The following is a 23,197-nucleotide window of genomic DNA, read 5'->3' on the forward strand; positions in this document are numbered from 1 at the left end:
TTAGGTGATGACATCCGGTCTGGCCCGTCCGGTGCGCGCCTTGAGACCGGTGATCTCTTCGGTCGCGGCAATGATCGGGGCCAGCGCCTCTTGCGGATCGGCGTCAAGCCCGTCCGGCCCTGCAACGTAACGCTCAAGATAGACCCGCAGCGTCGCGCCCTCGGTCCCTGTCCCCGACAGCCGCAGCACCACGCGCGAGCCACCCTCGAACAAAATACGCACACCCTGATGCGCCGAGACCGACCCATCTACCGGATCCGAATACGAAAACTCGTCCGCGCCGGACACCGTAAGCCCTTGGAACGACTGCCCATTCAGGCCATCGAGCCGGTCAACAAGATCGCGCAACAGCGCCTCCGCCTGATCTTTCGGCAACGCCTCGTAATCGTGGCGCGAGTAATAGTTGCGACCAAAGCGCGCCCAGTGGTCGGCCAAAATCTCGGCGACACCTTGCCCGCGAACAGTAATGATATTGAGCCACATCAGAATGGCCCAAAGCCCGTCTTTCTCGCGCACATGGTCCGATCCGGTGCCGAAGCTCTCTTCACCGCAGAGGTTCACCCGCCCCGCATCCATCAGATTGCCAAAGAACTTCCAGCCGGTGGGCGTCTCATAGTAGTCGATCCCGAGGCTTGCGGCCACACGGTCCACCGCCGCCGAAGTCGGCATCGAGCGCGCCACACCTTTCAGCCCCGCAGCATAGCCCGGCACCAGATGCGCATTCGCGGCAATCACCGCAAGGCTATCCGAAGGCGAGACATAGCACTGCCGCCCCACAATCATGTTCCGATCCCCGTCCCCATCCGAGGCCGCGCCAAAATCAGGACCGCTCTCGCCGATCATTTCGGCCATCAGCTCATGCGCCCAGGTCGGGTTCGGGTCCGGGTGCATACCGCCGAAATCGGGCAACGGGGTTTTATGGGTCACCGTGCCTTTCGGCGCCCCGAGGCGGTTCTCGAAAATCTCGACCGCATAGGGGCCGGTGATCGCGCACATTGCATCCATGCGCATCGTGAAACCTTCATGAAAAAGGCCGCGCAATGATTTGAAATCAAACAGGCTTTCGATCATGTCCGCATAGGCCATGACGGGATCGACAACCTCGACGACCATCTCGCCCAGATGGCTTTCACCGATGGCGGTCAGGTTCACATCGGGCGCTTCGAGTTTAAGATAGCGCGTCAGTTCCAGCGTTTTCGCATAGATTGCATCGGTCAGCACCTCGGGCGCGGGGCCGCCATTGGCCGCGTTGAACTTGACACCGAAATCGCCGTCAGGGCCACCCGGATTATGGCTTGCCGAGAGAATGATCCCGCCATCCGTGCCGCGCGTGCGGATCAGATGCGAGGCCGCCGGCGTGGACAGCCACGCGCCCTGCCCGACGATCACCCGTGCGGCGCCATTTGCAGCCGCCATCTTCAGGATTACCTGCGCAGCCTCTTCGCCGAAAAAGCGCCCGTCTCCGCCCAGAACAAGGGTTTTGCCCGCAGCGCCACCGATAGCATCAAGGATCGACTGCACGAAATTCTCAAGGAAAGCGGGGGCCATGAACTCTCGGGTTTTCTTGCGCAACCCCGAAGTGCCGGGTTTCTGGCCTTGGATCGGGGCGGTTACAATACTTGCCATAGGGACTCCTGCGCGATGTTGGCGCGATACTGGTTCGGGCTGATATGCCGATACTTCAATAAGTTACACAAGGGGCACACGCTCAACAATCCGTCAGCGGGTCGCCGCAGGCAGGCTGACGGTAAAGCACGACCCCTTGCCGATGCCGCTTTCGATCTTCAACCGCCCGCGATGACGGTTGATAATATGCTTCACAATCGCCAGCCCCAACCCCGTGCCGCCTTGCTCGCGCGAGCGATGCGTGTCGATCCGGTAAAAGCGCTCGGTCAGGCGCGGAATATGGATCGGGTCGATCCCTTCTCCGTGGTCGCGCACAGCTATGCGGATCGCGGGGCCACGCAGGGCAGGCTCATGCGCAACGCCCGAAATGTCCACCTCGACAAGCCCGCCGGAACCGCCATATTTTATAGCGTTTTCAACGAGGTTTGTGAAAACCTGAGTCAGCTCGTCCAGCTCCCCCTGCACTGTTGCAGGATCGGCGGAACAGGTTTTGCGCAGCTCAACATTATTGGCCTCGGCCACGCTGGAGAGCGCCTGAAACACCCCTGCAATCATCCGCGCGGCATCAACCGACCCAGACGGACGACGACGCTCGTTCACCTCGACGCGGCTTAGTGACAGCAGGTCCGCGACAAGCCGGTTCATCCGGTTGGCCTCGCGGCCCATGATCGAGAGGAACCGCTCGCGCGCGACAGGGTCATCCTTGGCCGAGGCGCGCAGGGTCTCGATAAAACCGATCAGCGCGGTCAGCGGCGTGCGCAATTCATGGCTGACATTGGCGACGAAATCACGCCGCATTTCGTCGGCCGCAACCTTGGCGGTAATATCCTCGATCGAAACCATCGCGCCCCCTGACGCGGCCAGATGCGGTGAGGTCGGCGTTACATGCACGATGGCGGTAATCTCGCGCGTCTGGCCGGTGATAGTCACCGTCACGGGGTCTGGCACGTCGCCCCGCAGCGCCGCATCGACCGCAGCGCCGATCGCGGGCTGGCGCAATTTCGTGACCAGCGCACGCCCTTCGGCATCCTCCCCCAAGAGGAGCATCATCGCGGCATTGGCCGCCTCGATCCGCTCGTTCCTGTCGATCAACATGACCGGCAGGGGCATCGCTCCGATCAGATCTCGGGTCATCTGGGACAGCATGGGCGGGGCTCCTGAACGTTGCGCGCCACACTCGCCCAGATACGCAATCGAGTAAACCCGCCAATCTCCTGAACAGCCAATAGAACCAAATAGATAAAAGTCGCGATTATCCCTTGAGAGGACGCTTGCCTGCGGCTAAACCGGAACGTGTATCTTTAGTGTAGCTGTATAACCTTTAGTGCAATGACAAACTTCTACCGAGCACGAGATGTCGAAACCTCCATCGCCATTCAGCAAGGCCACTGCAAGGCAGGCCATACGCACGAGCCTTGAGGGGCGACATATTCTTGTTCTGGATCCGACCCAGACAATTCCGCAGGTGCTTCAAGGCGTTGGCGGCGTTTCTATTTCGGTAAGGCGTTTTGCAGAGCTTGATGCCGATACGCTTAACCATGAAAATCCAGACGTGATTCTGGCGCCGCTGGTCTCGGCCCATTATGATATTCTCGATCTGATCCGGCACTTGCAGGATCTGGGCTACGAAGGCGCGGTGCGGGCCTATTGCCACCCCCTGCCCGATCTCAAGCTGGTCCACGCCGAGGTCGCGCAGATCTGGCCGCGGTGCGATTTCGATCTGTTTGTCGTGCCCTCTGTGCCACCGGTGCGACACTAACGGCTTATGGCAGGAACAGACGGCTGAAGGCAAAACCACCCAGCAGCCCGAAGACAACGCCCACGGTGACCGATCCCTGATCGAACCCCGCTGCCGCGAGAACCAGCGGCACCGCCACAATCAGGATGCGCACCCACAAGGGTTTCAGGCGCGGGTTTTGCGGATCAAGTAGCATCTCAGCCCACCTTTACCAGGCCACGCGCGAACCGCGCGGCGTTTTCACGGTAATGCGCCGCCGAAGCCAGAAGCTTGGCCCGCGCGGCTTCGTCCAGCACACGCACGACCTTTCCCGGCGCACCCATCACCAGCGAGCCATCGGGAATCTCCTTGCCTTCGGTAATCAGCGCCCCCGCCCCGATCAGGCAGCCCTTGCCGATTTTGGCACCGTTCAGAACGGTTGCCCCCATCCCGATCAGAGAGCCCTCCCCGATCGTGCAGCCGTGCAGCATCGCCTTGTGCCCGATCGTGCAATTCGCGCCGATCACCAGCGGATAGCCCATATCGGTGTGGCAGATCACATTCTCCTGCACGTTCGAGCCACGACCGACGCGGATTTCTTCGTTGTCGCCGCGCAGGGTGCAGCCGAACCAGACCGAAGCCTCATCCTCCAGCACCACCTTACCAATCAGATTGGCATCGGGGGCGACCCATGCCGTCGGCGCAACCTGCGGCGCGGCACCATCCAGTTCGTAGATCATCTCTCGTCAAACTCCTTGTTCAGGCCGCGCACGAACTCATTGAGGCCGGGTTGGCGGTCGGCGCGGGCGCGCTCGGCCTGCAGGATTGTTTTCAGCTCGGTCTCGGCCGTGTCCAGATCGCGGTTGATGATAACATAATCATACTCGCCCCAATGGCTGATTTCATCGCGTGATTTGGCCATCCGCCCCGCGATCACCTCGGCGCTGTCCTGCGCGCGGCCTGTCAGGCGGCTTTCAAGATCGGCAATCGAGGGCGGCAGGATGAAAATCGAGACCACATCCTTGCCAAGCGCCGAACGGCGGATCTGCTGGCCGCCCTGCCAGTCGATGTCGAAAAGCGTGTCGCGGCCCGCGTGCATTGCCGCCTCGACCGGACCTTGGGGCGTGCCGTAGAAGTTGCCAAACACCTCGGCATGTTCCAGCATCTCGCCCGCGGCGACCATCGCCTCAAACTCGGCGCGGGTCTTGAAGTAGTATTCCACCCCATCGGCTTCGCCAGGGCGCGGCGCGCGCGTGGTGGCAGAGACCGAGAATTTCAGCGTCGGGTCCCATGCCATCAGACGCTTTGCCAGCGTCGATTTGCCCGCCCCCGAAGGCGAGGACAGAATTATCAAGAGGCCGCGGCGGTTCAGCTCGGTCATGGCTTACTCCACATTCATAATTTGTTCGCGCATCTGGTCGATGACGTGTTTGAGGTCAAGGCCAATGGCGGTCAGCGCCGCATTGCCCGATTTCGAGCACAGCGTATTGGCCTCGCGCACAAACTCCTGCGCCAGAAACTCGAACTTGCGCCCGACCGCGCCCTCGTCCGACAAAAGCGCGCGCGCGGCCTTGATATGGGCGCGTAGGCGGTCAAGCTCTTCGGTGACATCCGCTTTCACCGCAAGCAGAGCCAGTTCCTGCGCCACACGGGCCGCGTCGGCCCCCGGTGCGGCTTCCATCACCCGAGCAAGCGCCGCTTTCAAAGCATCGGCAACTTCGGGGCGGCGCGCCTCGGCGGTTTCGGCCGCCGAGGCTGTCAGCGACTCGATTCTGTCGATTTGCGCGGCCAGAGTTGCCCCAATTTCGCCACCTTCTGCCCGCCGCATCGCGGAAAAATCGGTCAGCCCCGCCACAAGATCGCCCAGGATATGCTTAACAAGCCCCTCCGGATTCTCGGCTTCTGGTAAGGTTTGATCAACCACTCCACGCATCGCCAGCACCTCGGCGGCCGAGGTTTTCGCAATCTCAAGACCACTCGCCAAAGCAGAGTTCTGCACCTGAGCCAGCGCTGCCAGCGCAGTTTGCAGACCTACGGCGTTCACCCGGAAACAGTTTTCGGCAGCATCCCGCGAAAGCCTTACATTCAAAGTGATATTTCCACGTGACGCGACCTCGCCAACGGCTTTTCGCACCGCTTGCTCCAGCCCAGCCAACTCTGGCAGGCGCAACCGCAGGTCAAGGTTCTTGCCATTGACCGAGCGGATGTCCCAGCTCCATTGGTGGCCTTCTCCGGCACCCTGGCCAGAGGCGAAACCGGTCATCGAGACCGTGCGGATTGGGGGGGCGGCTTTAACCATTTAAGACTTTAGTTCTCACTTTGGCAGAAAAAAGGCGTATTAAGAGTTCAGTAAGCATTTCGCTCCCGGGGTCAACAGAAAGACCCGGATCCGCAGAAAGCAGGAGGAGCGCTTTTTGGCACATCGCGGCGCAGGGGCCGCATCGGATCGAACAGGTGAGAGTATGGAACGCGACACGGAACAGCAGGGAAATGTTATCGCGCTTGGGCAGCCGGCAACAACCGGCGCTCGCGTAGCAAATGAGATGCGCGCCTATTGGGAGGCGCTGCGCGGCGGGCGTCTGGTGCCCTCGCGTGCCGATGTCGATCCGCGCGGGATCGACCGGGCGCTTGAATGCGCCTTTATTCTTGAGCGTGTGGCGCCGGGCATGGGCCGCTTCCGTCTGGCGGGGATGCATCTGAACGATCTGATGGGGATGGAAGTGCGCGGTATGCCGCTGACGGCATTCTTTGCCCCCGTCGGTCGCAAGCAGATTGCGGAAATCATCGAAGCGATGTTCCAGCAACCCGCGATCGTCGAGATCGACCTGCGTGCGGAAACCGCCATCGGCAAGCCGGAGCTGAAAGCCAAGCTGTTGATCCTGCCGCTGAAATCCGATCTGGGCGATGTGACGCGCGCGCTTGGCTGCCTTGTGGCAGAAGGCGACATCGGGCGCACGCCGCGCCGCTTTGAAGTGGTCGCATCCACCGTCACCCCGATCATTCAGGGCACCCCGACGCCGCGAGAAGAGCCCGCGCCCGTCCGTCCCGAAGCGCTGAACCTGATCGACGGCTGGACGCCCTTTATACCGAAAAAACGCGCGCCCGCGCCGGAAATGGCCGTGCCGCGCGTATCCAAGGAAATGACCCCAGAGGAGCGTCGCGCGATGTTCCGGGTGGTCCCCGCCGTTTGTGACGAGTGACTATGTGAGGTGGGGTAGTGAGTGGACATGTCTGTTAAAAAAAGGCCCGTGACAGAACGTCCGGGCCTTTTCGTTTTGACTGTAGAACGCCTTACAGATTGGCGACTTTCTGCATCTGGCGACGGTCGCGCAGCTCTTCAGCCACAAGGAAGGCCAGTTCCAGCGACTGCGAGGCATTGAGGCGCGGGTCGCAGGCAGTGTGATACCGCGAGGACAGATCCTCGTCCGTCACGGCGCGCACGCCGCCGGTGCATTCGGTCACATCCTTGCCGGTCATCTCGAAATGCACGCCCGCCGGAACGGTGCCTTCGGCTTTATGGACGCCGAAGAATTCGCGCACCTCTTGCAGGATTGAATCGAACTGGCGGGTTTTGTAGCCGGTCGAAGATTTGATGACGTTGCCGTGCATAGGATCGCAGGACCAGACGACATTCGCGCCCTCTTCCTTGACCGCCTTGATCAGGCGCGGAAGGTGCTCGCTCACCTTGCCCGCCCCGAAGCGCGCGATCAGTGTAAGCCGCCCCGCCTCGTTGTCGGGGTTCAGTTTCGCCATCAGCACCTTGAGGTCGTCGGCAGTCGTGCTCGGCCCGCATTTCAGGCCGATCGGGTTTTGCACACCGCGGCAGAATTCCACATGCGCGCCGTCGGGCTGGCGCGTGCGGTCGCCGATCCAGATCATGTGGCCCGACCCCGCGACCGGAAGACCCGAGGTGGTATCGGTGCGGCACATTGCCTCTTCGTATTCCAGCAGCAGCGCTTCGTGCGAGGTGTAGAAATCAACCGTTGCCAGTTCATGCGCGGTGCTTGAGGTCACGCCCGCGGCGGCCATGAAATCCATCGCATCCGAGATCTGCTCGGCAATCGCACGATAGCGCTGTGCCTCTTCGACATCGGTGAAGTTTGCGATCCACGACTGGACATGGTGAATATCGGCATAACCGCCGGTCGAGAACGCCCGCAGAAGGTTCAGCGACGCCGCCGCTTGCGTGTATGCCTGCAACATGCGCGACGGATCGGGCACGCGCGCATCAGCGGTGAAATCAAACCCGTTGATGATGTCGCCGCGATAGCTCGGCAGCTCAACGCCGCCAATGGTTTCGGTGCCGGCCGAGCGCGGCTTTGCAAACTGCCCCGCCATCCGGCCAACCTTGATAACCGGCACTTTCGCGCCCCAGGTCAGCACGATCGCCATTTGCAGCATCACCTTGAAGGTGTCGCGAATGTTATCGGCGGAAAACTCGGCAAAGCTCTCGGCGCAGTCACCGCCTTGCAGCAAGAACGCCTCGCCGCGCCCCGCTTTCGCCAGTTCGGCCTTAAGGCGGCGTGCCTCGCCCGCAAAGACCAGCGGCGGCATTTTCGCAAGCGTCGCCTCGACGGCATTCAGCGCGCCCTGATCGGGATAGTCCGGCATCTGCACCCGCGGTTTTGCGCGCCAGTCCGACTTATTCCAACCCTTAGCCATAGTCCCCTCCGAGAGCCGTTTGATGCATCAGGCTGCGCTTATACGCGCGAGTGCGAGCGATAACAAACCCGAAATTGGTCTTGCCGATGCAGGTGCAGCAAAAATCATTCCTCTTGCGGCGGCGCTAAATCCGTGACTACGTCAATAAAAAACGTCAGAAGAGTGTCGCAAATGCGCTCCGCACAACCAGCCCGAAAATCCCCCCGCCCCGCGCCTTCGCTGGGGTCCGTTCGTTTGCCCGCGACCGAGCGCACGCGCCGCTTTGTGTTCTTGCTGCTCGAACGGTTTACGATGATGGCGTTCACAAGTGCCATTGAACCTTTGCGTCTGGCCAATCAGGTCTCGGGGCAAAAACTTTATGACTGGAAACTCGCCTCGGAAACCGGCGGGCCTGCGATGGCTTCGAACGGGGTGACGCTTCAGGTTGATATGGGGCTGGACGAGGTCGCGCGCGACGACACGGTTCTGGTGTGCGGCGGCATTGATGTGACCGAAGCAACGACGAAACCGATTCTGAACTGGCTTCGGCGCGAGGCGCGGCGCGGCGCTGGCATCGGCGGGCTGTGCACGGGCGCATGGGCGGTCGCGAAGGCCGGGCTTCTGGATGGTAAGCGCGCGACGATCCACTGGGAAAACCAGGACAGCTTCACCGAGGAATTCGACGAGGTTCTGCTGACCAAATCGGTCTTTGTGATCGACGGAAATCGCCTGACCACGGCGGGTGGCACGGCGGCGCTTGACCTGATGCTGCGGCTTGTCGCGCGCGATCATGGCGAGGCGCTGGCGAATACGGTCGCAGATCAGTTGATCTATAACTCGATCCGCACCGACCAAGATACGCAGCGTCTGTCTATTCCCACCCGCATCGGCGTGCGCCACCCCAAGCTGGCCCAAGTCATCAGCCGGATGGAAGCCAATATCGAAGAGCCGATCAGCCCCTCGAAACTGGCCGAAGATGCGGGCATGTCCACGCGTCAGCTTGAGCGCCTGTTCCGCCGTTATCTGAACCGCTCTCCCAAGCGCTATTATATGGAAATCCGGCTGCAAAAGGCGCGCAACCTCTTGATGCAGACCGAGATGAGCGTGATCAACGTGGCGCTGGCCTGCGGCTTTTCCAGCCCGTCGCATTTCTCGAAATGCTACCGCGCGCATTATCACACGACGCCTTACCGCGAGCGCGGAACCTCGGGCAGCCGCGAGGGTGAAATCGACCCGCAGGCATTGATCGAGGAAATGGCCGAGGACTTCGAAATCGGCTTTCCCGCGGAAATGCCGGGCTTCGAGGATGAACCGGACGGTGCGGCGTAACGTCAACCTGTTTCCGGCAGAAACTTCGGCGTATGAAGCAATCTGTGCAATTCTGTTGCAAGTGAACGCGTAAACCATCGAAATCTTGCAAGAGTGTGATCTTTTCTTTTGGATAGCCTCACACTAGTCTTGCGCGTCAGGACAATGATCCAACACGGGAGTGAACCTATGAAAAAACTGATGCTTGCCACCGCTGCCGCCGCTCTGTTCGCGGGCGTGGCCTCTGCGGAAGACGTGAAACTGGGCATTTCGCTTGGCTTTACCGGCCCGCTGGAATCGATGTCGCCCAATATGGCTGGCGGCGCCGAGCTGGCGATGAAAGAGGTCTCGGACTCGGGCAAGTTCATGGGCGGCGCGAAAGTGACCGCTGTGCGCGGCGACTCGACCTGCATCGACGCAGCCGCAGCTACCGCGACCGTCGAGCGCCTGATCACCGTTGAGGGCGTGAAAGGAATCGTCGGCGGCATGTGCTCGGGCGAAACCACCGCCTCGCTGACCAACGTCGGCGTGCCGAACGGTATCGTTATGATCTCGCCCTCGGCCACCTCGCCGGCACTTTCGACCGTCGAAGACAACGGCCTGTTCTTCCGCACCGCACCTTCGGATGCACGTCAGTCGGAAGTCATGGCCGACATCATCCTCGAGCATGGCGCGAAGTCGGTTGCTGTGACCTACACCAATAACGACTACGGCAAAGGTCTGGCCGATGCGTTCGAGGCTGCCTTCAAGGCCAAGGGCGGCACCGTAACCATCAACGCACCGCACGAAGACGGCAAGGCTGACTACGCAGCCGAGGTTGGCGCACTGGCTTCGGCCGGTGGCGACGCGCTCGTCGTTGCAGGCTACGTTGACCAGGGCGGCTCGGCCATCATCCGTGGCGCGATCGACCAGGGCGCGTTCGACTCGTTCGTCCTGCCCGACGGCATGGTCGGTTCGGCCATCGAAGCGAACTTCGGTTCGGAAATCGACGGCTCCTACGGCCAGCTTCCGGATTCGCAAGGCGACGGCAAGGCCCGCTTTACCGAAATGGCAGACGGCTTCGATCCGACCGGCGCCTATTCGGGCGAGGCTTATGACGCGGCCGCTCTGATCATGCTGGCAATGCAGGCAGCCGGTTCGACCGATGCCTCGGTCTACAAAGAAAAGATCATGGACGTTGCGAACGCTCCGGGCGAGCCGATCCTGCCGGGTGAACTGGGCAAAGCGATGGAACTGCTCGCGGCAGGCCAGGACATCGACTATCAGGGCGCCTCTTCGGTTGAGCTGATCGGCGCAGGTGAATCCGCCGGCACCTTCCGCGAGATCGTCATGAAAGACGGCAAAGTCACCACGGTCGGCTACCGTTAATCGGAAATGACAATAAGAACAGCCCGGGGAAACTCGGGCTGTTCTTTAATTATAACAAAGCCGTAAACGGCAAACTTCACGCAACTGCGTGAGCATATAACACTTGGGGACTGCATGATCCGGGTCGAGAATCTGCACAAGCTCTTCGGCGGCTTTCGGGCTGTTGATGGGGCTTCGCTTGAGATAGCGACTGGCTCCATTACCGGGCTGATCGGCCCGAACGGGGCCGGAAAATCAACATTGTTCAACGTCATTGCCGGGGTCCATACGCCGTCTGCGGGCAAGGTGACGATGGATGGCGAGGACATCACGGGGCTGCCACCGCACGCGCTGTTTCACAAGGGACTGCTGCGCACCTTCCAGATCGCGCATGAGTTCCCCTCGATGACGGTGCGCGAGAACCTGATGATGGTTCCGGGCAAGCAGTCGGGCGAGACGCTGTGGAACGCCTGGGTGAACCGTGCAGCCATCGCGCGCGAGGAAGAAGACCTGCGCCAGAAAGCCGACGATGTGCTTGATTTCCTGACGATTTCGCATCTTGCCGATGAAAAGGCGGGCAACCTGTCTGGCGGCCAGAAGAAGCTCTTGGAGCTTGGCCGCACGATGATGGTTGACGCCAAGATCGTGTTTCTGGACGAGGTCGGCGCCGGCGTGAACCGCACGCTTCTTAATACCATTGGCGACGCGATCGTGCGCCTGAACAAAGAGCGCGGCTATACGTTTTGCGTGATCGAACACGACATGGATTTCATCGGACGCCTGTGCAATCCGGTGATCGTGATGGCCGAGGGCAAGGTTCTGGCCGAAGGCTCTCCCGAAGAGGTGATGGCCAACGAGGCGGTGATCGAGGCTTATCTCGGCACCGGTCTCAAGAACAAGGTCAAGGCCGAGATGGCCGCCGAGACCTCTCATCACGAGACCCACGGCGCGCAGCCGGGACTGGGCGACGAAGCAGGCCACGGGGGTGACGCATGAGCTTTCTCGACGCATCCGATATGACCGGCGGCTATGGCGGCGCGGATATTCTGCACGGCTGCACGCTGAAGGTCGCCAAGGGCGAAATCGCCGTGATTGTCGGCCCCAATGGCGCGGGCAAATCGACCGCGATGAAGGCGGTGTTCGGGATGCTGAACCTGCGCGAAGGTTCGGTCACGCTGGATGGTGAGGACATCACCGCCCTTTCGCCGCAAGAGCGTGTGCGCAAGGGCATGGGCTTTGTGCCGCAGGTGAATAACGTCTTCCCGACGATGTCGGTTGAAGAAAACCTCGAAATGGGCGCCTTCATCCGCACCGACGATTTCCGCGATACGATGGAGCAGGTCTACACCCTCTTCCCGATCCTGCGCGACAAGCGCCACCAGAACGCGGGCGAGTTGTCGGGCGGCCAGCGTCAGCAGGTCGCCGTGGGCCGCGCGCTGATGACCCAGCCCAAGCTTCTGATGCTGGACGAGCCGACCGCGGGCGTGTCCCCGATCGTCATGGACGAGCTGTTCGACCGCATCATCGAGGTCGCCCGCACGGGGATCTCGATCCTGATGGTCGAACAAAACGCCCGTCAGGCGCTGGAGATTGCCGATCAGGGCTATGTTCTGGTGCAGGGTGCCAACCGTTACACCGACACCGGCGCGGCCCTTCTGGCCGATCCGGACGTCCGCCGCACCTTCCTTGGGGGCTGAGACATGGATCTTCTCAACGCCCTTGTGGCGATCACCAACTATATCATCATCCCCGCCTCGACCTATGGCGCGCAGCTTGCGCTTGGCGCGCTTGGGGTGACGCTGATCTACGGCATCTTGCGGTTCTCGAACTTTGCGCATGGCGACACGATGGCCTTTGGCACCGCGATCACCATCATGGTGACATGGGCGCTGCAGGCGGGGGGCGTCTCGCTCGGGCCGCTGCCGACCGCGCTTCTGGCCCTGCCCTTCGGCATTCTGGCAACCGCCTTGCTGATGCTGGGCACGGACCGTGTGATCTACGCCTATTACCGCAAGGTGAAGGCCAAGCCCGTGACGCTGGTCATGGTTTCGGTCGGGGTGATGTTTATGATGAACGCGGTCACGCGCTTCCTGATCGGTGTCGATGACATCAAGTTCACCGATGGCGAGCGGTTCGTCATCACCGCGCGCGGCTTCAAAGAGTTCACGGGCCTGGCGGAACCTTTGGCGCTGCGCACGACGCAGGTTCTGACGCTGGTGATGGCGGCACTGATCGTGGCGGCGCTGTTCTGGTTCCTGAACAACACCCGCACGGGCAAGTCGATGCGCGCGTTCTCGGATAACGAGGATCTGGCGCTTCTGTCGGGGATCAACCCGAACCGTGTGGTCGCGGTGACGTGGATCATCGCGGGTGCGCTGGCGACGACGGCGGGTGTGCTCTATGGTCTTGATAAATCTTTCAAGGCTTTCAACTACTTCCATCTGCTTCTGCCGATCTTTGCCTCGGCCATTCTGGGCGGTCTTGGCAACCCGCTTGGCGCGATTGCGGGCGGGTTTGTCATTGCTTTTTCCGAGGTCGGTGTCACCTATGCGTGGAAAAAGGTTGCGACCTATGTCCTGCCGATCGAGCCGGACGGCCTGCTGCAACTGCTGTCGACCGAATATAAATTCGCGGTCAGCTTTATCATTCTGATCGTCGTGCTCCTGTTCAAACCGACGGGGCTGTTCAAGGGGAAATCGGTATGAGCGGGAACAGAACTTCGGCACCCGAAAACATGGCGCTGCGTCGGATGGCGCTGACGCTGATCCTGCCCGCGCTGTTTTTGTTCGAGGGCTTTACCAGCGGCTGGAACGCCTCGCTTGGTATCCTGAATATGGGGCTGATCTCGGCGGTGCTGGCGCTTGGCGTGAACCTGCAATGGGGCTACGCGGGGCTGTTCAACGTCGGTATCGTGGGCTTCGTGGCGCTTGGCGGTCTGGCGCCGGTGCTGATCTCGATGCCCGCGACCGAGGGCGCGTTCGGCGCGGGCGGGTTGCAAATTCTGGCGGCCCTTGCCGTGGCCGTGATGGGTATTCTGGCGGCGATCTGGCTGCATAAAACCCAAAGCCGAAAGACACGGATGATCGCTATTCCGGCGGTGCTGGTGGTGGGCTTCTTCCTGTTCCGCGCGATCTTTGACCCTGCCGTTGCCGCGATCGAGGCGATCAACCCGTCCGCTGCGGGCTATCTTGGCGGGCTTGGCCTGCCGACGCTGGTTGCCTGGCCTGTGGGCGCGGTGATGGCGGCGGCGGCGGCCTGGGCGATTGGCAAGACCGCGCTCGGGCTTCGCTCGGACTATCTGGCGATTGCGACGCTTGGCATTGGCGAGATCATCGTCGCGGTCCTGAAGAACGAGGAATGGCTCTCGCGCGGCGTGATGAACGTGAACGGCATCCCCCGCGCCTGGCCCGTCCCCTACGAGATCGACCTGCAGGAAAGCGCAGCCTTCGTCGAGCGCGCAGCCAGCCTTGGGCTTGATCCGGTGACGGCCTCGACGATCCTTGTAAAGCTGCTCTACACGGCGCTTTTTGCCGCCGTGTTGCTGGCGCTGATCTGGCTGTCGCAAAAGGCGCTCAACAGCCCGTGGGGCCGGATGATGCGCGCGATCCGCGATAACGAGGTCTCCGCCGCCGCGATGGGCAAGGATGTCACCCGGCGTCACCTGCAAATCTTCATCCTCGGCTCGGCCATCTGCGGGCTTGCCGGCGCGATGATGATTACGCTGGACGGCCAGATGATCCCCTCGGGCTATAACCCTTTGCGCTATACCTTCCTGATCTGGGTGATGGTGATCGTGGGCGGCTCGGGCAACAACTGGGGCTCGGTCGTGGGCGGCGTTCTGATCTGGTATCTCTGGATCAAGGCCGAGATCTGGGGACCGGACATGATGGACCTCGTGACCTCGCAAATGGCTGATGGCGGGCTGAAAACCCACCTGATCGATTCGGCGGCGCATATGCGGCTGTTCGTGATGGGGCTGATCCTCGTGCTGGTGCTGCGCTTCTCTCCGCGCGGCCTTCTGCCCGAGACATAACGCACCCCGATCCGCGCGCGCAAAAAACACAAGGTCCGGCAGGCAACCCCCGCCGGACCTCTTGCATTAAAGCCCCTGCCCGCCTATTCCCCGCACATGACCCAGCATCAACGCCTTCTCATCATCGACTTCGGCTCGCAGGTTACGCAGCTTATCGCGCGTCGTCTGCGGGAGTTGAACGTCTATTGCGAAATCCATCCCTATCAGAACGTGACCGACGCGTTCCTGGCCGATTTCGCCCCTCAAGCGATCATCTTCTCGGGCGGCCCGGACAGCGTCACCCGTGAGGGCTCTCCCCGCCCGCCGAAATCGGCCTATACGCTAGGCGTTCCGATCCTTGGCATCTGCTATGGCCAGCAGGTCATGATGCATGACCTCGGCGGCCTTGTCGAAGCGGGCCAAAGCCACACGGCCGAGTTCGGCCGCGCCTATGTGACGCCGGCTGATGCCAAGCTCTCGATCCTTGAGGGCTGGTTTGCAGGCGAAGCGGGCCGCGAGCAGGTCTGGATGAGCCACGGCGACCACGTCAGCAAAATCGCTCCCGGGTTTGAGGTCTTCGGCACATCGCCCGGCGCGCCCTTTGCGATCACGGCGGATGTCGCGCGCAACTTCTACGCGGTGCAGTTCCACCCCGAGGTGCACCACACCCCGAACGGCGCCAAGCTTTATGAAAACTTCGTCCGCCTTGCCGGTTTCACCGGCGACTGGACGATGGCGGGCTACCGCGCGCAGGCGATCGAACAGATCCGCGCGCAGGTCGGCTCCAGCCATGTGATCTGCGGGCTTTCGGGCGGCGTTGACAGCTCGGTCACGGCGATCCTTTTGCACGAGGCCATCGGCGATCAGCTGACCTGCGTTTTCGTTGACCACGGCCTTCTGCGTCAGGGCGAGGCCGAGCAGGTCGTCGCCATGTTCCGCGACAATTACAACATCAAGCTGATTGCCGCGGATGAGAGCGACCTCTTCCTGGGCGAGCTTGAGGGCGTCTCGGACCCCGAGGTCAAGCGCAAGACAATCGGCAAGCTGTTCATCGACGTGTTCCAGAAATACGCCAATGAGATCGAGGATGCCGAGTTCCTAGCCCAGGGCACGCTGTATCCTGATGTGATCGAAAGCGTCAGCTTCTCGGGCGGTCCTTCGGTGACGATCAAATCGCACCATAACGTTGGCGGGCTGCCCGAAAAGATGGGTCTCAAGCTGGTCGAGCCGCTGCGCGAGCTGTTCAAAGACGAGGTCCGCGCCCTTGGCCGCGAGCTTGGCCTGCCCGACAGCTTCATCGGCCGCCACCCCTTCCCGGGGCCGGGTCTTGCGATCCGCTGCCCCGGCGAGATCACCCGCGAAAAGCTGGCGATCCTGCGCAAAGCAGATGCGGTCTATATCGACCAGATTCGCAAGCACGGGCTCTATGATGAAATCTGGCAAGCCTTCGTCGCGATCCTGCCGGTGCGCACGGTTGGTGTGATGGGCGACGGGCGGACCTATGATTACGCCTGTGCGCTGCGCGCGGTGACGAGCGTAGACGGCATGACCGCCGACTATTACCCCTTTACCCATGAATTTCTTGGCGAAACCGCCACGCGGATCATCAACGAGGTCAAGGGCATCAACCGCGTCACCTACGACATCACCTCGAAGCCGCCAGGCACGATCGAGTGGGAATAAGATCTTTGGAAAACCCGCGCCCGTCGCGGGTTTTTCTTTTCCGGGTAAACGCTCCAATCCAGGCTAACTGTTTCCAGCACGGAAACCGTTAGAATTGAACCTTCGACCAGATTTCGATATGTGGGCTATTATGGGCCGCGTGAGGATTGGCTCTGGCGTATGAGTTTTGTTTGTTATCGGTAGGGAGAGGTCGTCTCGCATGGCATTGATGCAGCTGACAGGTCAACTGATCTGCCGGACCGCTGAGGAGCGGCGGGTGATCCTGACCCATTTGCCCGAGCATATCCGCCGCACGGTGCGTGAACCGGGGTGTCTCTATTTCCATGTTGGCCAGACACCGGACCCGATGGTCTGGACGGTTTCCGAAGGCTTTGCCAGCCAGCAAGCGTTCGATTTCCATCAAACCCGCACCGCACGGTCGAAATGGATGGCCGCAACCCGCCGCATCCGGCGCGAGTATCAGTTGCGCGAGGCATTGCCCGAAATCCGCCCCGAGTTCCCAGATGACGCCAAGGCGATTTTTCTGTTAAATCGCGATAACTTCGAGCGCGAAGATGAAGCGCAATTCATTGACGATCTGCGGGCGGATGGGGCTTTGGCGCTTTCGGTCGTGGCCAAGCTGGAGCGCGCCTATCTGGGTCATGTCGCCTTTGCGCCGATGATCGGAAATCCGAAAATCTGGGCGCTGGCGCCGGTTGTCGTGCGCAAACCCTGCCGCAATCAGGGGATCGGCACTGCGCTTGTGAAAGCCGCGCTGGAAATCGTGCGTGAAAAGGGCGTCGACGGGATCATCTGCCCCTCGGAACAGCCGTTTTTCAAGCGTTTCGGCTTTACCCGTGAGGACGCGGCCAGCTTTACCAGCCCGTCGCAGAAGACCGGCTTGATCGGGCTGAACTTGCGCGCCGCACCAATGGACGGTCGCGCATTGAAATGGCACGGGGCGTTCGAGAAGCTCGCGTAAGATCAGCTTCGCTCTGCAAGCGCCTCTACCAAAACAGTTTTCAACACATCGCGCGGCACATCCGAGGTAACAAACGCCTCACCGATCCCGCGCGCCAGGATAAAGCGCAGCTTGCCGTCGAGCACCTTTTTATCCTGCGCCATCAGCTCGATCAGCGCATCCGCATCGGGGAGATCTCCCGGAATATCACGCAGACTGACCTTCATCCCCATCTGCGCAAGATGCGCCCGCACGCGGCTTGGCGCCTCTTGCGAACACAGCCCCAACCGCTGCGAGAGTTCAAACGCCAGCGCGCAGCCGATCGCCACGCCCTCCCCATGCAACAGCCGCGCGGAATAGCCCGTCGCGGATTCGAGCGCGTGGCAGAAGGTATGGCCAAGGTTCAGAAGCGCGCGATCGCCCTCTTCTGTTTCGTCGCGGGCAACAATCTCGGCCTTCATCTGAACCGAGCGCGTCACCGCATAAAGCCGCGCATCCATATCACCCGATTTCAGCGCAGGACCATTGGCCTCAAGCCAGTCAAAAAACGCCACGTCCCCCAGAAGCCCGTATTTCACCACTTCGCCATAGCCTGCCAGAAAATCGCGCTCGGGCAGGCTAGAAAGAATGCCGATGTCAGCAAGCACCAGCGCGGGCTGGTGGAAGGCGCCGATCAGGTTCTTGCCCTGCGGCGCATTGATCCCCGTCTTGCCGCCGACCGAGCTGTCAACCTGCGCCAGAAGCGAGGTCGGGATCTGCACGAAGCGGACGCCACGACGCAGAACAGCCGCCGCAAACCCCACCAGATCGCCAATCACCCCGCCCCCAAAGGCAACCACAATATCCTTGCGCTCGACCTTTTGCTCCAAGAGCCATTCGACCGTGCGGGTGAACTGCGGCCAGCCTTTCGTCGCCTCGCCTGCGGGCAGCGACAAAGACACCATCTCGATCTCGCCAAGACCCGCTTTCAGCGCCGCCAGATGATGCGCGCCGACCGTTTCATCGGTCACGACAGCGACACGCGGGCGGCGCAGCAAGGGCGCGATCTGCGCGCCAGCATCGCCAATCAACCCCGTGCCGATGCGCACCTCATAGGCCCGTTCGCCAAGCTCCACCCGGACCGTATTGCGCATCAGACGTTCTCCTTGAATAGCTCTGGCACCTCGTGCAACGCACGGGCGACCTTGGCCGCCATTTCCTGCACCGAAAGCCCCTCTTCCGCCTCGACCGCAATTTGCGCCTTCGAATAGGCGGGCACCCGGCCCTCCAGCAGCGTCGCGAGCGTTTTCTTCGGGTCGGCCGTGCGCAGCAGGGGCCGCGTATTTTTGTGACGCACGCGGTTCCACAAAAGCTCCAGATCGACCTTGAGCCAGACCGACACCCCAAGCCGCGCGATCATCTCCCGGTTGGTCTCGGAGACAAACGCACCGCCCCCCGTCGAAACGATGCCAGGCGGGCCGGACAACAGCCGCTCGATCACCTCTGATTCGCGGGCACGAAAGAACGGTTCGCCATCGCGGGCGAAAATCTCGGCGACGGTCATCTGGGCGGCGCGTTCGATCTCTTCGTCGCTATCGACAAACGGCACGCCAAGCTGATGGGCAAGCGCAGTTCCGACGGCGGTCTTTCCCGACCCCATCATACCAACAAGAACGACGGTCTTACCCAATCGCGCGCTATTGCCTGTCTTGCCTGTCACCCGGCCTTGCCTCGCTCCCCTGCTCTTGCGCCCCTTTTGCCAGATTGGCGGACGCTTGCGCAATCGTGAACTCCGGCGTCTTCAATGGCGTGAACTTCGGGGAATTGCCATATATAATCGCGAACACTACATCTAAAACCACATAAGACCCCTGACGGGCCAAACAGAGCAGATAACGAAAGAGAGACCATGGGGCGTATCTTCAAAGCACTCTTCCTTCTTTTGATCCTCGCAGCGCTTGCCGTAGTAGGCTATGCCTATTTCGGTGACATGGACGCCGAACGCGGCGAACAGCGCATCGAGATCAATCTGAACGCTGCGGGGAATGGTGGCTGAAACCAGTGCGATAGCGCGGATCGTTTCCGCAACGGTGGTTTTCGGGGTGCTTGGTGCTGTGGCACAGGCGCAGGAGCGGCCGCTGTCTGCGATCGACTGGCTGTCCCGCTCGACGCTGAGCGAGGCGACCTACCGTGCCCAGCCCGATGCGTCGCGCCCGATCCTGCCGCCGCTGGCGAACGAACCGCCTGTCAGCAACGGTGTTTCACTTGGCGATGTGGCAATCCACTCGCTTGATGCGCCAAGCACCAATTCGCTGGGGCTGTTGCCGTCTTCGCGCACGGGGTTGCCTGCGGATCTTTGGGGGGCGACCCCCGAGACCGAGCTGGCGCGCGCAATCGGCAAAGAGCGTTTCGATACCCTGCCCGCAATGCAGGGGCTTTTGCTCAAGATCATCCTGACCGAGCTGGACCCGCCGAAATTCGCCTCCGTCACCCCGCGTGACGCGCTGTTTCTGGCGCGGATCGACGCGCTTTTGACCATTGGCGCGCTCGACCCCGCGCTGGTGATGCTTGAGGCTGCGCCTGTCGCCTCGTCCGAGGTGTTCCGCCGTCGTTTCGATGTGGCGCTTCTGCTGGGCGAGGAAGAGCGCGCCTGCGACACGCTGCGCGACATGCCGCTGATTTCCCCCTCATTGCCTGCGCGGGTGTTTTGTCTGGCCCGCACGGGGGATTGGGAGAATGCGGTTCTGACCTTCGGCTCGGGGCGCGCGCTTGAGCAAATGAACCCCGAAATGCAAGAGCTACTCGAACGGTTTCTGGATGCTGAATATGCCGACGGGGCCGATGATATGGCGCCGCCGTCGCACCCCTCGCCTTTGATATTCCGCCTGATGGAGGCGATCGGGCAACCCCTGCCCACCACGACCCTGCCGCTGGCCTTTGCGCAGGCCGACCTGCGCTCGAACACCGGCTGGAAGGCACGGGTCGAGGCCGGAGAGCGTCTGGCCCGTGTCAGTATCGTCGATCCGAACCGCCTGCTCGGGCTTTATACCGAGAACGCGCGCGCACCCGCGGGCGCTTTGTGGGACCGTGTGCGGCTGATCGGGGCACTGGACCGCGCGATTGCGGCAGGGGATGCGGACGGGGTTTCCGGTCTGCTGCCCGATGCCTATGCCGCCATGCAAGGTGTGGAACTCGAATATGTTCTGGGGGCGCTTTGGGGCGCGGAACTGGCGAAGATGGCGCTGCCCCCCGAGGCCGCCACGCTCGCCTTCCGTATCGGGATGAGCTCGCCCGCTTACGAGCCAATCGCCCGCGCCCGCCAGACCGGCGACCCCGATGAACGCCTGCTGATCGGCATTGCGACAGGCAGCACCGCGGGCATCCCCGCGCAAGACCAGCTCGGGCTGATGCTGAAACAGGCCTTCGATGCGCCGCCGCAAGAGGTGCCGCCCGCCTATGCGCCGCTTTTGCCCGACCAGCTTGGCCTCGCGATCCTGACAGCGATCGACGATATTACCGAAGGTGCCAAGGGCGATTACACCCGCGTCGCGTCTGGCTTGCGGTTATTGCGGCTTGTGGGGTTGGAGGATGACGCGCGTCGCACCGCGCTGGAACTGGTGGTGTTGGAGCGGCGCGGATGAATGCCCCCCCAAACCTGCGCTGGATCGAGACATTTCTTGAGGCCAAGGCCGCCGAAGCGGGGGCCGCAAAGAACACGATCCTTGGATATGGACGTGATCTCAATGACTTCCTCGTGTTTCTTGAAGCTAAAACCCTCTCCTTCGCGACGCTGCAACAATCCGAAATCGAGACCTATCTGATCCGCTGCGAGGCCGAGGGGCTGGCCAAATCCACCCGCGCGCGCAGGCTCTCGGCGATCAAACAGCTTTACCGTTTCGCCTATGAGGAAGGCTGGCGCGAGGATAATCCGGCCACGCGGATTTCTGGCCCGGGCAAGTCGCAATCGCTGCCGAAAACCCTTGAAATCCCCGAGGTCGAACGCCTGCTAGAGGCCGCCTGCGATCAGGGGCAATCGGTCACTGAACAGGTCCGCAACCGCTGTCTGATCGAACTGCTTTATGCCACAGGGATGCGTGTGACGGAACTCGTCTCGCTGCCCGTGGCCTCCGCGCGGGGCAATCCGGCGATGCTTTTGATCCGCGGCAAGGGCGGCAAGGAACGGATGGTGCCGCTGTCGCCGCCTGCGCGCGAGGCGCTGGCGGCGTGGCTGAGCGTGCGCGACGCCGCCGAAGAGGATGCGCGGATCAAGCGCAAAACCCCGCCCTCGCGCTTTCTGTTCCCCTCGAACGCGAAAGAAGGCCATTTCACGCGGCAGGCATTTCACCGGTTGCTCAAGGATATTGCCGTGCAGGCGGGCGTCTCTCCCGCCCGCGTCACCCCCCACGTCCTGCGCCACGCCTTCGCGACGCATCTTCTGCAAGGCGGCGCGGATCTGCGTGCGATCCAGACGCTTCTGGGGCACGCGGACCTTTCAACGACCGAAATTTACACCCATGTTCTGGATGAGCGCTTGAAATCGCTGGTGCTTGAGCATCATCCTTTGGCCAAGCGCTCTTGAACGCGCGCCCTCACGCACCCATAACGACATCATGACCGCTGATCCTGTTTCCCTTGATACCGCCTTCTGGCTGACGGCTGCGGCCATCGCCGCCCTTCTGGTTCTGTCCGCCTTCTTCTCGGGGTCGGAAACCGCGCTGACGGCGGCAAGCCGCGCGAAGCTGCGCGCGCGCGCCGACAAGGGCGATCCGGGTGCCGACAAGGCGCTGCAAGTGACCGAGGACAGCGAACGCCTGATCGGCGCGATCCTTCTGGGCAATAACGTGGTGAATATCCTCTCGGCCTCGCTGGCGACGGCGCTGCTGACGCGGATTTTCGGGGATTCAGGCGTGGCGTTTGCAACGCTTGGCATGACTGCGCTGGTCCTGATCTTTGCCGAGGTTCTGCCCAAGACCTACGCGATCACCAGCCCCGAAACGGTGGCGACCCGCGTCGCGCGCCCGATCCGTATGGTGACCTTCATCCTTGCCCCCATCGTCAGCATCGTGCGCCAGATCGTGCGCGGCATCCTCTTTGCCTTTGGGGTGCGCACGCAGGCCGACCAGCATATGTTCTCGATCCACGAGGAAATCGCGGGCGCGCTGGCAATCGGCGCCTCCGAGGGCAATATCGACAAGGAAGACCGCAACCGCCTGCTTGGCGCGCTTGATCTGGGTGAACGCACGGTCGAAGAGATCATGCTCCACCGCAGCCAGATCGAGATGATCGACGCCGAGGCGGAACCCGACCAGATCCTCAGCACGGTTCTGGCCTCGTCGCACACCCGCCTGCCGCTGTATAAGGGCGAGCGCGAGAATGTCGTCGGTATCGTTCACGCCAAAGACCTGCTGCGAGCGGTTGAAAAATTCGTCCGTCGCGGGGATGGCACGCTGGAAAGCATCAGCGATCTGGATGTGATGAAAGTGGCGATGAAGCCCTATTTCATCCCCGAGACCACGCCTCTGGACGAACAGATGCGCGAGTTCCTCAAACGCCAGACGCATTTCGCGCTGGTGGTAGACGAATACGGCGATCTGCGCGGGCTTCTGACGCTGGAAGACATCCTTGAGGAAATCGTGGGCGAAATTGCCGACGAGTTCGACCCCAAAGCCGAAATCCGCCTCCGGCCCACTGATCAGGGCGATTATATCGTTGAAGGCGCGATGACGATCCGCGACCTGAACCGCGAGGCCGACTGGACCCTGCCCGATGACGAGGCGAACACAATCGCGGGCCTCGTGATCCACGAGGCGCAGTCGATCCCGAGCGAGGGACAGGTCTTCTCGTTCCACGGGTTCCGGTTCGAGGTGATGCAGCGCAAGGAAAACCGTATCACCAAGCTGAAAATCCGCCCCCTGAAGGCCAGCGATTAATCGTGCGAAACCAT

General features: G+C 61.7%; 23 protein-coding genes. 14 read left to right on the top strand and 9 right to left on the bottom strand.

Annotation, left to right across the window (positions count from 1 at the left end; genetic code table 11):
* Together RYZ20_RS02410 and RYZ20_RS02415 are read right to left on the bottom strand one after the other, a co-directional pair.
* On the bottom strand, window positions 1–1,626 hold the full coding sequence (locus tag RYZ20_RS02410; protein WP_317670276.1) for an alpha-D-glucose phosphate-specific phosphoglucomutase: 1,626 nt from the start codon (window positions 1,624–1,626) through the stop codon (window positions 1–3).
* Between the two features lie 93 nt (window positions 1,627–1,719).
* On the bottom strand, window positions 1,720–2,772 hold the full coding sequence (locus RYZ20_RS02415; RefSeq protein WP_317670277.1) for a sensor histidine kinase: 1,053 nt from the start codon (window positions 2,770–2,772) through the stop codon (window positions 1,720–1,722).
* Window positions 2,773–3,091: 319 nt separating this feature from the next.
* Here RYZ20_RS02415 and RYZ20_RS02420 point away from each other — a divergent pair, with 319 nt between their 5' ends.
* Window positions 3,092–3,385 (top strand): hypothetical protein, encoded by a 294-nt coding sequence (locus RYZ20_RS02420; RefSeq protein WP_317670278.1) that lies wholly within the window; start codon window positions 3,092–3,094, stop codon window positions 3,383–3,385.
* Between the two features lie 4 nt (window positions 3,386–3,389).
* Here the strand turns inward: RYZ20_RS02420 and RYZ20_RS02425 are convergent, their stop codons facing one another.
* The 4 genes from RYZ20_RS02425 to RYZ20_RS02440 are packed head-to-tail and all read right to left on the bottom strand — an operon-like array spanning window position 3,390 to window position 5,642.
* Complete coding sequence (locus RYZ20_RS02425; protein ID WP_317670279.1) at window positions 3,390–3,560, bottom strand: hypothetical protein; 171 nt, start codon at window positions 3,558–3,560, stop codon at window positions 3,390–3,392.
* A 1-nt stretch (window position 3,561) separates the two neighbouring features.
* Window positions 3,562–4,083 (bottom strand): gamma carbonic anhydrase family protein, encoded by a 522-nt coding sequence (locus RYZ20_RS02430; protein WP_317670280.1) that lies wholly within the window; start codon window positions 4,081–4,083, stop codon window positions 3,562–3,564.
* A complete protein-coding gene (gmk, locus tag RYZ20_RS02435) occupies window positions 4,080–4,715 on the bottom strand; it encodes a guanylate kinase (protein ID WP_317671312.1) in 636 nt (211 codons plus the stop codon). The genes RYZ20_RS02430 and gmk overlap by 4 nt, the downstream gene beginning before the upstream one ends.
* Before the next feature lie 12 nt (window positions 4,716–4,727).
* On the bottom strand, window positions 4,728–5,642 hold the full coding sequence (locus RYZ20_RS02440; RefSeq protein ID WP_317670281.1) for a YicC/YloC family endoribonuclease: 915 nt from the start codon (window positions 5,640–5,642) through the stop codon (window positions 4,728–4,730).
* A gap of 163 nt (window positions 5,643–5,805) precedes the next feature.
* On the opposite strand from RYZ20_RS02440, the gene RYZ20_RS02445 reads away from it, so the two are divergent.
* Window positions 5,806–6,543 (top strand): PAS domain-containing protein, encoded by a 738-nt coding sequence (locus RYZ20_RS02445; RefSeq protein WP_317670282.1) that lies wholly within the window; start codon window positions 5,806–5,808, stop codon window positions 6,541–6,543.
* Between the two features lie 91 nt (window positions 6,544–6,634).
* Here the strand turns inward: RYZ20_RS02445 and RYZ20_RS02450 are convergent, their stop codons facing one another.
* Window positions 6,635–8,005 (bottom strand): class II 3-deoxy-7-phosphoheptulonate synthase, encoded by a 1,371-nt coding sequence (locus tag RYZ20_RS02450; RefSeq protein ID WP_317670283.1) that lies wholly within the window; start codon window positions 8,003–8,005, stop codon window positions 6,635–6,637.
* Between the two features lie 171 nt (window positions 8,006–8,176).
* On the opposite strand from RYZ20_RS02450, the gene RYZ20_RS02455 reads away from it, so the two are divergent.
* From RYZ20_RS02455 to RYZ20_RS02490, 8 genes are all read left to right on the top strand, one after another.
* Entirely contained in the window at window positions 8,177–9,313 is a 1,137-nt protein-coding gene (locus RYZ20_RS02455; protein ID WP_317670284.1) for a GlxA family transcriptional regulator, read from the top strand.
* Window positions 9,314–9,481: 168 nt separating this feature from the next.
* Window positions 9,482–10,660, top strand: coding sequence for an ABC transporter substrate-binding protein (locus tag RYZ20_RS02460; protein ID WP_317670285.1), 1,179 nt, complete (start codon window positions 9,482–9,484; stop codon window positions 10,658–10,660).
* Window positions 10,661–10,774: 114 nt separating this feature from the next.
* Complete coding sequence (locus RYZ20_RS02465; RefSeq protein WP_317670286.1) at window positions 10,775–11,635, top strand: ABC transporter ATP-binding protein; 861 nt, start codon at window positions 10,775–10,777, stop codon at window positions 11,633–11,635.
* On the top strand, window positions 11,632–12,336 hold the full coding sequence (locus RYZ20_RS02470) for an ABC transporter ATP-binding protein (RefSeq protein WP_317670287.1): 705 nt from the start codon (window positions 11,632–11,634) through the stop codon (window positions 12,334–12,336). The genes RYZ20_RS02465 and RYZ20_RS02470 overlap by 4 nt, the downstream gene beginning before the upstream one ends.
* A gap of 3 nt (window positions 12,337–12,339) precedes the next feature.
* Window positions 12,340–13,344 carry a branched-chain amino acid ABC transporter permease gene (locus RYZ20_RS02475; RefSeq protein WP_317670288.1) on the top strand — a complete coding sequence of 335 codons (1,005 nt, stop codon included), beginning with the start codon at window positions 12,340–12,342 and terminating at the stop codon, window positions 13,342–13,344.
* A complete protein-coding gene (locus RYZ20_RS02480; protein ID WP_411572307.1) occupies window positions 13,341–14,672 on the top strand; it encodes a branched-chain amino acid ABC transporter permease in 1,332 nt (443 codons plus the stop codon). The genes RYZ20_RS02475 and RYZ20_RS02480 overlap by 4 nt, the downstream gene beginning before the upstream one ends.
* A 96-nt stretch (window positions 14,673–14,768) precedes the next feature.
* Window positions 14,769–16,334 carry a glutamine-hydrolyzing GMP synthase gene (gene guaA / locus RYZ20_RS02485; RefSeq protein WP_317670289.1) on the top strand — a complete coding sequence of 522 codons (1,566 nt, stop codon included), beginning with the start codon at window positions 14,769–14,771 and terminating at the stop codon, window positions 16,332–16,334.
* Window positions 16,335–16,533: 199 nt separating this feature from the next.
* On the top strand, window positions 16,534–17,295 hold the full coding sequence (locus RYZ20_RS02490) for a GNAT family N-acetyltransferase (protein WP_317670290.1): 762 nt from the start codon (window positions 16,534–16,536) through the stop codon (window positions 17,293–17,295).
* 2 nt (window positions 17,296–17,297) lie between these two features.
* Here RYZ20_RS02490 and aroB read toward each other — a convergent pair whose 3' ends face one another.
* The gene (gene aroB, locus RYZ20_RS02495) at window positions 17,298–18,407 is read right to left on the bottom strand and encodes a 3-dehydroquinate synthase (RefSeq protein ID WP_411572308.1); all 1,110 of its coding nucleotides are present in this window, start codon (window positions 18,405–18,407) and stop codon (window positions 17,298–17,300) included.
* Window positions 18,407–18,916 (bottom strand): shikimate kinase, encoded by a 510-nt coding sequence (locus tag RYZ20_RS02500; RefSeq protein ID WP_411572319.1) that lies wholly within the window; start codon window positions 18,914–18,916, stop codon window positions 18,407–18,409. Before RYZ20_RS02500 ends, aroB begins: the two co-directional genes overlap by 1 nt.
* Window positions 18,917–19,162: 246 nt before the next feature.
* Here RYZ20_RS02500 and RYZ20_RS02505 point away from each other — a divergent pair, with 246 nt between their 5' ends.
* The 4 genes from RYZ20_RS02505 to RYZ20_RS02520 are packed head-to-tail and all read left to right on the top strand — an operon-like array spanning window position 19,163 to window position 23,183.
* Window positions 19,163–19,309, top strand: a complete 147-nt coding sequence (locus RYZ20_RS02505; protein WP_317670292.1) for a hypothetical protein — start codon at window positions 19,163–19,165, stop codon at window positions 19,307–19,309.
* Window positions 19,302–20,894 (top strand): hypothetical protein, encoded by a 1,593-nt coding sequence (locus tag RYZ20_RS02510; protein WP_317670293.1) that lies wholly within the window; start codon window positions 19,302–19,304, stop codon window positions 20,892–20,894. Before RYZ20_RS02505 ends, RYZ20_RS02510 begins: the two co-directional genes overlap by 8 nt.
* Entirely contained in the window at window positions 20,891–21,832 is a 942-nt protein-coding gene (locus tag RYZ20_RS02515; RefSeq protein ID WP_317670294.1) for a site-specific tyrosine recombinase XerD, read from the top strand. Before RYZ20_RS02510 ends, RYZ20_RS02515 begins: the two co-directional genes overlap by 4 nt.
* 31 nt (window positions 21,833–21,863) lie before the next feature.
* Entirely contained in the window at window positions 21,864–23,183 is a 1,320-nt protein-coding gene (locus RYZ20_RS02520; protein WP_317671318.1) for an HlyC/CorC family transporter, read from the top strand.
* Window positions 23,184–23,197 lie beyond the last annotated feature (14 nt).

It is taken from the genome of Pseudothioclava alba (assembly GCF_033100795.1).
Classification (GTDB): Bacteria; Pseudomonadota; Alphaproteobacteria; order Rhodobacterales; family Rhodobacteraceae; genus Pseudothioclava.